The organism is Phosphitispora sp. TUW77, assembly GCF_048453025.1.
GTDB lineage: Bacteria > Bacillota > Thermincolia > Thermincolales > UBA2595 > Phosphitispora.
Genome location: NZ_CP156677.1, coordinates 2,361,082 through 2,373,709, shown reverse-complemented (window position 1 = coordinate 2,373,709; position 12,628 = coordinate 2,361,082). Strand labels below are relative to the sequence as shown.

Below are 12,628 nucleotides of genomic sequence, written 5' to 3'. Positions count from 1 at the left end.
TGTGTTTATACAGGTGACTGGTAAGAGTGTCTTTGAAATAATTGGGCCTGCAATGGTCGGGCCATCCAGTTCTCATACAGCCGGTGCGCTTAGGATAGGCAGAGCAGCTAGGATGGTCTTAGGGGAAAACCCTGCTAGGGCCGAAATAGTGTTATATGGGTCCTTTGCCAAAACTTATCGGGGCCATGGCACCGATAGGGCCCTAGCTGCAGGACTCCTGGGCATGAATACTGATGATGAGAGGATAAGAGATGCTCTGGCTGTTGCCTTCCGAGAGGGCTTGGTTATTATGTTTAAAACTGAGCTTTTGAGCGCTGTCCATCCTAATACTGCAGCCATAGCCTTAACCGGTGTTTCCGGTAGGAGCATTTTTGTGGAAGGTAGTTCTGTGGGAGGCGGAAATATAGTAATCAGCCGGATTAACCAGTTTTTTGTTAATATCAGGGGTGTTTATCCCACTCTTATGGCGGAGCACAGGGACAGGCCGGGGGTTATTGGCAAGGTAACAACGGTTTTGGGCCAAAGAGGAATAAATATTACTTCAATGAATGTTGCCAGGGAACAAAAGGGAGTAGACAAGCTTATGGTTATCGAGACTGATGAAGCGGTAACGGAAGACATACAAGAACAGGTGGCAGCGGTACCAGATGTTATTGGAATAATTAAGATAGATTCTTTATGAATCCTGTTTATTTAGGAGTTGAGAGATAATGGTATTGAGGCTTACTTTTGCTGAACTGGTAAATGAGGCTGAAAAACGTGCCTGCCCGCTTTGGGAAATTATACTTGAGAGGGAAACCCAGGAATTTGCAGTGCCGCGTGAGGAATTATGGTATAAGATGATAGATAACTGGCGAATAATGTCCAAGGCCCTTGTGGATGGAGTGAAGGCTGGAAACAAGTCCTTGAGCGGGCTTATAGGTGAAGAAGCTTTTCAGTTAAAGAGGTATGCGGAATCCGGTAGTGCCCTGGGAGGACGCAATACTACTTTGGCGGCTGCAAGGGCAATGGGTGTGGGTACGGTCAGCATTTCCATGGGTAAAATAGTGGCTGCGCCTACGGCGGGTTCCTCAGGGATCCTGCCGGCAGTGTTGCTGACAGCAGCGGAACAGGCAGGCGCAGGTGAAGACAGGATAATTGGGGGCCTGTTTACTGCTGCCGGAATTGGCCGGATTATTGATGATAATGCTTCTACGTCAGGAGCTATCGGTGGCTGCCAGGCTGAATGCGGAGCGGCATCCTGTATGGCGGCAGCTGCGGCAGTGGAGATTGCCGGTGGGACTCCTGGTCAAGCGGCACACGCAGGAGCAATTGCATTAAAAAGCATATTGGGTCTGGTTTGTGATCCGGTAGCAGGTCTGGTGGAAATTCCCTGTATCAAACGGAATGCCATGGGGGCTGCCAATGCACTCCTGGCAGCAGATATGGCCTTAGCAGGCATTGAAAGCAAAATACCAATTGATGAGGTAATTGGGGCTATGAAGGAAATAGGGGACCTGATGCCCGCCTCTCTTAAGGAAACCGCCCAGGCAGGGCTGGCTAATACACCAACTGCAAGGGCTATAGAGCGACAGATTTTTGGTGAATAGAATTTCTGGTGAATAGAATTGCAGAATAATAAGGTGAGAGAGTATCTCAGTAATCTAATCATGGATTGAGATACTTTCTTTTTTTGGGAAACAATTGACATGCCTGTATATACTGTATATAATGTTTATATACGGTATATACTCAAACATACGTGTTATCTGTCGATAATGCGGCATAAAGCTTCAGTAAATGGAGGCACTTATGAACATAATTATTTCCAACAGGTCCCAGGAGCCAATATATGAACAGATTGCCAAACAAATTAAAGATGCCGTTGTCAGGGGGGAGCTTTCTCCAGGTGAGGCCTTGCCTTCCATAAGAAACCTGGCAAAACAGCTGCAGATCAGTGTGATTACCACAAAAAGGGCTTATGAAGAATTGGAAAAGGATGGTTTTATAGAGACTGTAGGGGGCAAAGGTTCTTTTGTCTCAGGGCAGAATAAGCAACTATTGAGGGAGAAAAGGTTAAAGGCTGTTGAAGAAAAACTGGCTGAAGCCGTAACGGAGAGTAAGGTGTTGGATATCAGTCTTACTCAACTGCAGGAGATGCTTAGATTGCTGTATGAGGAGGAAGAGTAATGGACAATATTTTGGAGGTCAGAAATCTGAGGAAGGACTTTGGTGATTTTTCCTTACGGGATATTTCCTTCAGTCTGGAAAAAGGATATATTATGGGTTTTATAGGCCCGAACGGGGCCGGTAAGAGTACGACAATTAAACTTATTATGAACCTTATCCGGAGAGATGCCGGTGAGATTAAGATTTTTGGACTGGATAACTGGAAGCATGAGCTTAGTGTCAAAGAGCGGATTGGATTTGTATATGATGATAGCCATTATTACGAAGAACTGACCATAAATGAAATGAAACGGATAATTGCCCGCTTTTACAAGCAGTGGAATGATAAAATATTTAATAAATACCTGGTGGAATTTGGATTGCGGTCGGACAAAAAAATCAAAACCCTTTCCAAGGGAATGAAAATGAAGTTCTCCATTGCCGTAGCTATTTCTCACAATGCGGATTTGATTATTATGGATGAACCTACCTCCGGACTGGACCCTGTATTCCGTAATGAAATACTTGATATCCTGAGGGACCTGCTGCAGGATGAGAATAAAGGGGTGCTTTTTTCTACCCATATTACTACAGACCTTGATAAAGTAGCAGATTATATCACTTTTATTCACAATGGCGAGTTGATAATAACAGGTTCCAAGGAGTCGATTATGGAAAACTATGGGGTGGTCAAGGGTGGTCGGGAGCTCCTGGATAGGGATGTGAGAAAGGAGTTCCTGGGAATCAGGGAAACCGGTTTTGGTTTTGAGGCCCTGACAGGGAATGTGGATAAGGTGCGGAAGCTGTTTGGTAGGAGTGTTATAATTGAGAGACCGTCACTGGAGGAAATCATGTTATATACCGTGAGGGGGAGTTCAAATGCTTAACTTGGTCCTAAAGGATATCCTGATTCAGAAGAAGAGTTTTCTGGTTGCAGTTGTTTACAGTGGGTTTTTATTTATAATTTTTAGCAATGAAGTTTTCAAAGATGCTATATATGTTATGGGAACTGGTGCCATTGCTTACATTATGATAGTAACATCTAGTGCTTATGATGATAAATATAAGAGTGAAATAATAATTAATAGTTTGCCTGTGCACAGGAAATCTGTGGTTCTTGCGAAATACCTGGCGGCAGTAGCATTTAGTGCTGTGGGCCTGATAATTGTTGGTGCTTTGGGGCTTGTTATTATCATTGCCGGGATACCTCTTCCAGTTAGGCATATTAACCTGTATGATATTGTTTTTGCGTTTTTTTCAGTTGCTTTGTTGGCAGCTCTTTACTATCCGGTCTATTTCAAGTTTGGATATAATATATCGAGAATGCTCAACCTAGTACTGTTTATGGTATTGTTTTTTGGCCCTGGAGCGTTGCTTGATTATATCAGGCAGAAAATGGATTATACCTCAGCACAGCAGTTAGCTTCCCGACTCCAGGATATACCTGCATGGGCTCCGGGGACATTGGCCCTGGCTGTTGCAGTACTGTTAACTGTTGTTTCGCTCATAATTTCTTTGAAGATATACGAAACCAAAGATTTTTGAAATGATATGCGGTATTTTTTGACGCCGTCTTACAATGGCTGACCCTTGAACTATTTCCTTAACAATGCTAGAATTGAAAATAGTGACATCGTCAAAGAGACCGCGATGGTCTCTTTTTTTGGACATTAAAGATGTTTAACGGAGCTGATTTGATGTATTGTGGAATTGACCTTGGCAGCAGGCAGGTTAAAATAGTTCTTTTCCAAAAAGGGGAAGTTATTGATAAGTACGAATTTGATACAGTTGAGTTTTATAAAAAGTATGGTTATAAGGAAGAGGATCAACTGGTAGTTGATTTTTCCGGTCTGGGGCTGCCGGTTTTGGATCTGGGGAGCAGAGGAGGAGACCGGCTGGTTAGCACCGGTTATGGCCGGAACACAATTATGATAAAGGGTGGCGAGGAGATTCCAGAGATTAAGGCACATGCCCTTGGAGCTGTATGGCAGACAGGGTTTGATAACTTTACCTTGCTTGACCTTGGCGGGCAGGATACCAAGGTAGTAAAGGTGCGAAACGGGAAATTAGCAGATTTTCAAACGAATGACAAGTGTGCTGCGGGTTCAGGGAGATACCTGGAAAATATGGCCGCGGTTTTGGGAATAAGCCTTGAGGAATTAAGCACATTTAGGGACAGACCTGTTGATTTAACAGCAACCTGTGCCATTTTTGGTGAATCGGAACTGGTTGGGAAAATAATTGAGGGCTACCCGGTTGAAGAGCTGGGAGCCGGTATAAACTATACTATATTTAAAAGAATAAAACCTATGCTCCTGCAGTTGATTAGCCCGGTACTTGTATTTACCGGAGGGGTTGCATATAATAGGGCATTGCAAGAAATTATTAGAGAGGAATTGAAGTTTCACGTGATTGTCCCTAAGTATCCCCAGCATAATGGTGCTATAGGCTGTTGTGTGCATGCAGGGCAGGTTGCGGAACAATAACTGATACCCTAAAAAGGAGTATGCTATGAAATTAACGGTACTTGGCTGCTGGGCGCCATATCCCAGGGCCGGAGGGGCGTGTTCAGGTTACTTGGTTCAGGCCGGCAGCCGAAACATTCTCCTTGAATGCGGTAATGGAGTAATGAGTAATCTCCAGAAATATATAGATTTTCGCTCCCTGGATGCAGTTGTGATTTCTCACCTTCATCCCGACCATTACATGGATTTATTTTGCTTAAGGCATGCTGTCAGCGGGGCCATGAGGACTGATGGCAATTTGCGTCCTTTATCCTTGTATCTGCCGGGGGAACCGGAAGATACTTTCGGTCAAATCAGCCGTTTTACAGATGCATTTGACATTAGACCTGTGGAAAGCTTGCCGCGGGTATGGCAGAATGGCATGGAGGTATTTCAGACGATTATTGGGGATGTCAGAATAAGTTTTATACAGGCAGACCACCCGCTGAAGACTTATTCCATGGTCATTGCATGTGAAGGTAGATTATTTTATTCCGCAGATACCAAATGGTCTGCACATTTAGTTACAGCTGCTGAGGGTGTAGACTTGGCGCTTTGTGAGGCAAGTGTTGCTGAGCAGGACAGGGACTATGTCTCTGCCGGGCATTTAACAGCAAAACAAGCAGGGGAATTGGCACGTGAGGCCGGGGTCGGGCAGTTGGTGATAACCCATTTCTGGCCCGAATATACTCTGAATATAATAATTAAAGAAGCTGAGGAGGGCTTTGGGAGAGCTGTGACTGCTGCCGCTGAAGGTCTGCAGATCCAGGTTGAACCTTTTGCTTTACTGCATGCTCCAAGCCCAAAAAAAGTATAAGTATTTTTAATCAGGAGGCCTTAAAATGACCAGAATAGATGGCAGATTCGCAGATGAGATGCGAACGGTAAAGATAACCAGAAATTTTACGAAATATGCTGAAGGTTCAGTGTTAATTGAGGTTGGCGAGACAAAAGTAATTTGTACTGCCACTGTGGAGGAAAAAGTACCTCCTTTTATGAAAGGTGAAGGCCGGGGATGGGTGACAGCCGAGTATTCTATGCTCCCAAGGTCGGCTCCGGCCCGTATTGTCAGGGAATCTTCAAAAGGGAAGGTCAGTGGGCGTACTCATGAAATTCAGCGATTGGTGGGCCGTGCCCTGAGAGCGGTGGTGGACCTTGAAGCCTTGGGAGAGAGAACTATATTTATTGACTGTGATGTTATTCAGGCTGATGGCGGTACCAGGACAGCATCTATTACCGGTGCTTTTGTGGCCCTTGTTGACGCTTTAGGTAAGCTGGCTGAACAGAAGAGTATTGAGAGGTTTCCCGTCAGGGAATATCTGGCCGCAGTTAGTGTGGGTAAGGTAGAGGATGAGATACTGCTGGACTTGGCGTATAGTGAGGATTCTAAAGCTCAGGTAGATATGAATATAGTTATGACTGATACAGGTAAATTTGTTGAGGTTCAGGGAACTGCTGAGGGGAATCCCTTCACAGCCGATGAATTTGAAGGACTGCTGGAGGCTGCCCGAAAAGGCATCGGGGAGCTGGTGAGTATCCAAAGACAAGCTCTTGGGGACCTGGGGAAAATGCTGGTAACAGAGTGGGAGAGGGTAAAATAATGGTTAAAAAAATAATTTTAGCCACCGGTAACCAGGGAAAGGTCAGGGAGCTAAGAGAGATACTTGGTGATAATGATATTGAAATACTATCTCTCAGGGATTTTTCGGAAATTGGGGAAATCGTCGAGGATGGTTCCACATTTGAGGAAAACGCACTGAAAAAAGCGAAAACGGTTGCCGAAGCTGTTGGACTTACTGCAGTTGCAGATGACTCAGGACTGGAAGTTGATTTTCTTGAAGGTGCTCCCGGTGTATATTCGGCACGGTTTGCCGGTACAGGGAACAATGACTTGGAAAATAACCTGAAATTATTGTCCCTAATGAAGGATGTTCCCGACAGGCAACGTACTGCCAGGTTCAGGTGTGTCATTGCTGTGGTCACACCGTCTGGTGAGACTTATACTGCTGACGGTACCTGTGAAGGAATGATAGCACGAGAAATGAGTGGAGACAATGGCTTTGGCTATGACCCACTGTTTTTTCTTCCTGATTATGGGAAGACATTCGCCCAACTGGAACCCGAAATCAAGAACCGTATCAGCCACCGGGGAAAAGCCCTTGCCAGGATAGAAAGCGTTCTTGCCGAAGTAATTGAAAGGGTTGAGATGGAACAATGCGGATTGGGGTAGTAAGTGATACCCATGGGAAGGCCCATCTTTTTCGTGAGGCTGTGAAGCAAATGGGCACAGTAGACCTGCTGATTCATGCCGGGGACCACTTTAGTGATGCCGTAACTATGGGCAAGGAAATAGGAATCAAGCTGGTTGCGGTTACCGGGAACTGTGATTGGCATGATTCAGGGCCTGATGAAGAGGAACTTGATATTATGGGATACAAGATACTGGTGACCCATGGTCATAAGTATGGTGTCAAAAGGGATAATGCAAAACTGATCAAGAAGCTCAGGGAAGGCAAATATAATCTCATTGTCTACGGTCATTCCCATTTCCCGGAGATAACTCGCCTGGCTGACGGAATCCTTTTAAACCCGGGTAGTGTCTCATTTCCCAGGAGGGGCAGCCGTTGTTCTTATGCAATAGTTTTGATCGATAAAAATGGTATTTTGCCGTATATTCATGAATTAAATTGGCAACCATAAAGATTATGGCAATCATAAAGATTATTGAGTAAACAAGTTAGTTATGGTATACTTTAGCTGCTGGGGCCTAATGCAGATTCTGTGGAGCCTAATGTAAATTAATGAAATTAGCAGTAAAAATAGGCATCTAAAAGGTATTGACGGTAATGTTTTTTTGAGTTATACTATTCATTGTCAGTTTGACGGGATGTAGCGCAGTTTGGTAGCGCACTTGCCTTGGGAGCAAGGGGTCGGGGGTTCAAATCCCTCCATCCCGACCATCAAACTCCTGAGTATTAGGCATTGTCCAGAGAGGGATAATATGTTTTTTAAAACATATTACATGCGGGTGTAGCTCAATGGTAGAGCCCTAGCCTTCCAAGCTAGTCGCGTGGGTTCGATTCCCATCACCCGCTCCATTTATTTCAGCGCCTATAGCTCAGTGGATAGAGCAACGGACTTCTAATCCGTGTGCCGGAGGTTCGAATCCTCCTAGGCGCGCCATTAATATATTAAATTATTTTCATGGTGGCTGTAGTCAAGCGGTTAAGACACAGGATTGTGGCTCCTGCACTCGTGGGTTCGAATCCCATCAGCCACCCCATAAATTAACCATAAACATAAATTACCATAAATTCTTAATTATAATGTATGATGGGGCGTAGCCAAGTTGGTAAGGCAGCGGACTTTGACTCCGCCATGCGTAGGTTCGAGTCCTGCCGCCCCAGCCATTTTGAGCCATTAGCTCAGTTGGTAGAGCACCTGACTTTTAATCAGGGTGTCCCGCGTTCGAGTCGCGGATGGCTCACCATGTGTGAATTAACGCTTGTCATTTTAGATGAATGACGGGCGTTTTTATTTTCATAAAACCTGACAAGTTTGGTTTTAACTTGAATGTTATTAAAAGTAACTCAGTGCAGGAATTTAGCACGAAGAAGTTGAATAAAGGCAGGGAAAATAGAATATACATTACCAAATCTCCGAGTCTAATTGACCTAAACTATATGCATTGGTCACTAGACCGTAGGGTACGTTTGGGAAACCGGTGTACCTCCCATTGTGGAAAGGAGAACCAGCTTTGTTTTGCAGTAAAGCTTTGTCCTTTTTTTCATTGGGCAAAGCTTATTTTTTTAAAAGTTGATAGGGAGGTGTTATTAAAAGTTTGTCTTAATGATCCGGATGTTTTAATTGTTATGAGGGGGATGAAGATGAATAAAAAAAGTAGGATCGCAATTATTTTAGGTTTGCTAGTGTATTTGCTTGTTTCAATGACTGGATTATCTTATGCTCAATTGCCGGATATTCAGGATAATTGGGCTGAGAAGCAGATTAGTGAATGGTTGAGCCAGGGTCTTGTTGAAGGATACGAAGATGGGACCTTTAAACCAAACAATAGCATTACAAGGGCAGAGTTTATTACTATGGTCAATAAATCCTTTGGGTTTACAGCAGGTGCTGCCAATAATTTCTTAGATGTTTCTTCAACTGATTGGTTTGCCGGAGAAATTGCCAAGGCGGCAGCAGCCGGGTATGTATCCGGATATCCGGATGGCACGATTAAGCCTAATAATAAAATTAGCAGGCAGGAAGCTGCTTCTATAATTGCCAGGCTGTTACAGCTGGATTTATCAGATAACTTGAATATAGTGAGTGAATTTAAGGATGGAGAGGATATTCAGCAATGGAGTAAAGAGTCTGTTGATGCTATTGCAGCAAAATCTATCATGGTTGGGTATCCGGATCAGACTTTCCGCCCGGCAAAAGATATTACCAGAGCAGAGGCAATTATAACATTGGACCGCGCTGTTATCGCTTCTGCAAATACTATTACATATGACAAACCAGGAACTTATGGTCCTTTAACATGCACGGAAATTATTAACGGCAACGTGAATATCAGTGTTGCTGGAGTAACTTTACAAAACGTTAATATAACTGGCAGCCTGATTCTAGCTGAAGGTATCGGAGAGGGCGAAGTTACTCTTGAAAATGTAACAGTACAAAGGAACACTACCATTAATGGCGGCGGTGCCCACAGTGTTGTTATGGAAAATTGCACGTTACCTAGTTTAACTGTTAGCAAAGAAGGGGTGCGTGTAGCTGCACTGGAAAATTCGTCCATTATAATGGTCTGGCTGGAATCAGGTGCGATTTTAAACGGAAATTTTAATACTGTTTATGTTGCGGCTAAAGATGCTAACGTGGAAATAGCAGACGGCACTGTATCAAATTTAGAGGTAATAGGAAATGCGACAGGTGCTAACATTTATTTAGCCGCTGATGCAAAAATAATTACTTTAATCCTTAATGCGATAGCTACTATTACTGGAAACGGAGAAATTGATACAGCAATAATTAATATACCGGGATCAACTATAGAACCAACAATTACTTCCGAGTCTAGCGAAACAAGTGGAAATGACAGTGGAAGTAATACCGATACTGGATCCGGTGATGGCGATAATCCTTTAAATTTTGTGGGAGCTTTTTTGACCACTGTCACTGATATCTCTTCAACTACCGAGGAAGAAGTGGAGGGAAACAGTTCAGTACCTGTTAACCCGACAATCAAGCTGGTTTTTGACAGGGGTGTTGTCCGGGATTACTGGGATAATAACCAAGGTTGCGTTACAATGCAAAATAGCAATGGAACATCTGTTGATGCTGATGTATTTAGAATAGCTGATGTTGATGCGGAAAAACGACATATATTCATATCGCCAAGCACTTATTTATCTAACGGTGAGACTTATGATATTATTATTAGTCCTGACCTCAAAGCCAATAACGGGAATACCCTTAATAGTGAAGAAGTTGTAACCTTTACTGTGGAATCATCCGGCAGTGGAGGAAGTAGTCATGATACGACACCACCTACCTTTGCGGATACTTATCCCAAGACTGTCAATGTGCAGTTAACCCAATTTGATTTGTTGGTAAAATGTAACGAAGCCGGGAACGCATACTTTGTTGTACTTCCTAACGATGCGGCTGTTCCTAGCTCTGCCCAGGTGAAGGCGGGGCAGGATGCCGGCGGCAATTCGCTGGTTGATGCTTTTAAGGGAAATGTTGCCCTGACAGCTAATACAGAAGCAAGTATTGCTATTAGTGGACTGACAGTGTCTACTGATTATGATATTTATGTTGTTGCAGAAGACAATGACACTAACCTGCAGGTTAATCCTGTTAAAGTGGAAGTCCGGACTAACGACCCAGACCCCGGTGACTTAAGCGAAGCTGGTGCGGCTTTAGCTGTGGCAGGTACTAAAACAGCAGGGGCTACTTTTGATTTGAACATCACCGGTGCAAAAGACAGTTCCGGAGCCAGCTTAAACGGCAGTATTGCCGTAACGGTAACCAGCGACCTGGATGGTCAGGTATTCAGTGGGAATGTAGATTTTGTAGATGGAAATGGTACATTAACAATAGCTGCCGGTGAAGTGACAACAGCCGGGACAAATATCCTGACATTGGCAATAACAGGAGTAACTACACAGCCCCAGGTTCCTGTGACGGTGTTGGCGGCATCCCAGATAAGCTCTGCTAACTCAACGGTTACCATAGACCAGGCACTGGCAGAAGGGGCAACCAGTGTGCTTACCGTTACTTTGCGGGATGCATATGACAATCCTATGGCTAATATAACCAAGAACTTGAAGATAGCAGTAACGGTGACCAATGCTGATGCAACTACAGCAGAATCCTACACAGTAGACGGTACTGCGGTAACCATAACAACTACCTTAAGCCGGGCCGATGCAGCTACAGATGCCAACGGGCAAATCCAGTATTCTGTGACATTGCCTGGAACGATAGATATAGGTGACGGGCTTGAAATCCAAATTACCCAGAACAATGATACACCTATCGGTAGCGCGTTTAGTTTCGTGGCCCAGGAAGACTTAAGCGAAGCTGGTGCGGCTTTAGCTGTGGCAGGTACTAAAACAGCAGGGGCTACTTTTGACTTGAACATCACCGGTGCAAAAGACAGTTCTGGAGCCAGCTTAAACGGCAGTATTGCCGTAACGGTAACCAGCGACCTGGATGGTCAGGTATTCAGTGGGAATGTAGATTTTGTAGATGGAAATGGTACATTAACAATAGCTGCCGGTGAAGTGACAACAGCCGGGACAAATATCCTGACATTGGCAATAACAGGAGTAACTACACAGCCCCAGGTTCCTGTGACGGTGTTGGCGGCATCCCAGATAAGCTCTGCTAACTCAACGGTTACCATAGACCAGGCACTGGCAGAAGGGGCAACCAGTGTGCTTACCGTTACTTTGCGGGATGCATATGACAATCCTATGGCTAATATAACCAAGAACTTGAAGATAGCAGTAACGGTGACCAATGCTGATGCAACTACAGCAGAATCCTATACAGTAGACGGTACTGCGGTAACTATAACAACTACCTTAAGCCGGGCCGATGCAGCTACAGATGCCAACGGGCAAATCCAGTATTCTGTGACATTGCCTGGAACGATAGATATAGGTGACGGGCTTGAAATCCAAATTACCCAGAACAATGATACACCTATCGGCAGCGCGTTTAGTTTCGTCGCCCAGGAAGACTTAAGCGAAGCTGGTGTGGCTTTAGCTGTGGCAGGTACTAAAACAGCAGGGGCTACTTTTGACTTGAACATCACCGGCGCAAAAGACAGTTCCGGAGCCAGCTTAAACGGCAGTATTGCCGTAACGGTAACCAGCGACCTGGATGGTCAGGTATTCAGTGGGAATGTAGATTTTGTAGATGGAAATGGTACATTAACAATAGCTGCCGGTGAAGTGATAACAGCCGGGACAAATATCCTGACATTGGCAATAACAGGAGTAACTACACAGCCCCAGGTTCCTGTGACGGTGTTGGCGGCATCCCAGATAAGCTCTGCTAACTCAACGGTTATCATAGACCAGGCACTGTCAGAAGGGGCAACCAGTGTGCTTACCGTTACTTTGCGGGATGCATATGACAACCCTATGGCTAATATTACCAAGAACTTGAAGATAGCAGTAACGGTGACCAATGCTGATGCAACTACAGCAGAATCCTATACAGTAGACGGTACTGCGGTAACCATAACAACTACCTTAAGCCGGGCCGATGCAGCTACAGATGCCAACGGGCAAATCCAGTATTCTGTGACATTGCCTGGAACGATAGATATAGGTGACGGGCTTGAAATCCAAATTACCCAGAACAATGATACACCTATCGGCAGCGCGTTTTCGTATGTGAAGATTTAACATAACATGATTATTGATACAATTGGGAAAACGGGGGTGGTTTTATTA

At 44.5% G+C, this 12,628-nt stretch carries 11 protein-coding genes, 6 tRNA genes and 1 riboswitch; all 17 genes read left to right on the top strand.

Annotation, left to right across the window (positions count from 1 at the left end):
- The first annotated feature begins 13 nt into the window (after positions 1-13).
- The 17 genes from sdaAB (at position 14) to ABFY19_RS11430 (ending at position 12,580) form a co-directional block, all read left to right on the top strand.
- Positions 14-682 (top strand): L-serine ammonia-lyase, iron-sulfur-dependent subunit beta, encoded by a 669-nt coding sequence (gene sdaAB / locus ABFY19_RS11510; RefSeq protein ID WP_418790785.1) that lies wholly within the window; start codon positions 14-16, stop codon positions 680-682.
- Between the two features lie 28 nt (positions 683-710).
- Positions 711-1,589 carry an L-serine ammonia-lyase, iron-sulfur-dependent, subunit alpha gene (gene sdaAA / locus ABFY19_RS11505; protein WP_418790784.1) on the top strand — a complete coding sequence of 293 codons (879 nt, stop codon included), beginning with the start codon at positions 711-713 and terminating at the stop codon, positions 1,587-1,589.
- 202 nt (positions 1,590-1,791) lie between these two features.
- Positions 1,792-2,169 (top strand): GntR family transcriptional regulator, encoded by a 378-nt coding sequence (locus tag ABFY19_RS11500; protein WP_418790783.1) that lies wholly within the window; start codon positions 1,792-1,794, stop codon positions 2,167-2,169.
- The gene (locus tag ABFY19_RS11495) at positions 2,169-3,035 is read left to right on the top strand and encodes an ABC transporter ATP-binding protein (protein WP_418790782.1); all 867 of its coding nucleotides are present in this window, start codon (positions 2,169-2,171) and stop codon (positions 3,033-3,035) included. The genes ABFY19_RS11500 and ABFY19_RS11495 overlap by 1 nt, the downstream gene beginning before the upstream one ends.
- Entirely contained in the window at positions 3,028-3,693 is a 666-nt protein-coding gene (locus ABFY19_RS11490) for an ABC-2 transporter permease (protein WP_418790781.1), read from the top strand. The genes ABFY19_RS11495 and ABFY19_RS11490 overlap by 8 nt, the downstream gene beginning before the upstream one ends.
- Before the next feature lie 152 nt (positions 3,694-3,845).
- Entirely contained in the window at positions 3,846-4,634 is a 789-nt protein-coding gene (locus ABFY19_RS11485; RefSeq protein WP_418792600.1) for an acyl-CoA dehydratase activase, read from the top strand.
- Positions 4,635-4,659: 25 nt separating this feature from the next.
- Entirely contained in the window at positions 4,660-5,469 is an 810-nt protein-coding gene (locus ABFY19_RS11480) for an MBL fold metallo-hydrolase (RefSeq protein ID WP_418790780.1), read from the top strand.
- A 25-nt stretch (positions 5,470-5,494) separates the two neighbouring features.
- Positions 5,495-6,253, top strand: coding sequence for a ribonuclease PH (gene rph, locus ABFY19_RS11475; protein ID WP_418790779.1), 759 nt, complete (start codon positions 5,495-5,497; stop codon positions 6,251-6,253).
- Positions 6,253-6,882, top strand: coding sequence for an XTP/dITP diphosphatase (locus tag ABFY19_RS11470; RefSeq protein WP_418790778.1), 630 nt, complete (start codon positions 6,253-6,255; stop codon positions 6,880-6,882). The genes rph and ABFY19_RS11470 overlap by 1 nt, the downstream gene beginning before the upstream one ends.
- Positions 6,867-7,352: a metallophosphoesterase gene (locus tag ABFY19_RS11465; protein WP_418790777.1), complete on the top strand. Its 486-nt coding sequence runs from the start codon at positions 6,867-6,869 to the stop codon at positions 7,350-7,352. The genes ABFY19_RS11470 and ABFY19_RS11465 overlap by 16 nt, the downstream gene beginning before the upstream one ends.
- A 183-nt stretch (positions 7,353-7,535) precedes the next feature.
- Positions 7,536-7,612: transfer RNA gene (locus ABFY19_RS11460), tRNA-Pro, on the top strand.
- A gap of 64 nt (positions 7,613-7,676) precedes the next feature.
- Positions 7,677-7,750: transfer RNA gene (locus ABFY19_RS11455), tRNA-Gly, on the top strand.
- 9 nt (positions 7,751-7,759) lie between these two features.
- Positions 7,760-7,835, top strand: a tRNA-Arg gene (locus ABFY19_RS11450).
- A 24-nt stretch (positions 7,836-7,859) separates the two neighbouring features.
- Positions 7,860-7,935 (top strand) — tRNA-His (locus tag ABFY19_RS11445).
- Positions 7,936-7,986: 51 nt separating this feature from the next.
- Positions 7,987-8,062, top strand: a tRNA-Gln gene (locus ABFY19_RS11440).
- A gap of 4 nt (positions 8,063-8,066) precedes the next feature.
- A tRNA-Lys gene (locus ABFY19_RS11435) sits at positions 8,067-8,142 on the top strand.
- 155 nt (positions 8,143-8,297) lie between these two features.
- Positions 8,298-8,417: riboswitch (molybdenum cofactor riboswitch) on the top strand.
- Positions 8,418-8,539: 122 nt separating this feature from the next.
- A complete protein-coding gene (locus ABFY19_RS11430; protein ID WP_418790776.1) occupies positions 8,540-12,580 on the top strand; it encodes an S-layer homology domain-containing protein in 4,041 nt (1,346 codons plus the stop codon).
- Positions 12,581-12,628: the final 48 nt, after the last annotated feature.

Bases quoted from the DNA above. Each gene is read 5' to 3' on its own strand.
- ABFY19_RS11495 (WP_418790782.1), top strand. From the start codon at position 2,169: ATGGACAATATTTTGGAGGTCAGAAATCTGAGGAAGGACTTTGGTGAT.
- rph (WP_418790779.1), top strand. From the start codon at position 5,495: ATGACCAGAATAGATGGCAGATTCGCAGATGAGATGCGAACGGTAAAG.
- ABFY19_RS11465 (WP_418790777.1), top strand. From the start codon at position 6,867: ATGCGGATTGGGGTAGTAAGTGATACCCATGGGAAGGCCCATCTTTTT.
- ABFY19_RS11500 (WP_418790783.1), top strand. From the start codon at position 1,792: ATGAACATAATTATTTCCAACAGGTCCCAGGAGCCAATATATGAACAG.
- ABFY19_RS11485 (WP_418792600.1), top strand. From the start codon at position 3,846: ATGTATTGTGGAATTGACCTTGGCAGCAGGCAGGTTAAAATAGTTCTT.
- ABFY19_RS11430 (WP_418790776.1), top strand. From the start codon at position 8,540: ATGAATAAAAAAAGTAGGATCGCAATTATTTTAGGTTTGCTAGTGTAT.
- ABFY19_RS11470 (WP_418790778.1), top strand. From the start codon at position 6,253: ATGGTTAAAAAAATAATTTTAGCCACCGGTAACCAGGGAAAGGTCAGG.
- sdaAA (WP_418790784.1), top strand. From the start codon at position 711: ATGGTATTGAGGCTTACTTTTGCTGAACTGGTAAATGAGGCTGAAAAA.
- ABFY19_RS11480 (WP_418790780.1), top strand. From the start codon at position 4,660: ATGAAATTAACGGTACTTGGCTGCTGGGCGCCATATCCCAGGGCCGGA.
- ABFY19_RS11490 (WP_418790781.1), top strand. From the start codon at position 3,028: ATGCTTAACTTGGTCCTAAAGGATATCCTGATTCAGAAGAAGAGTTTT.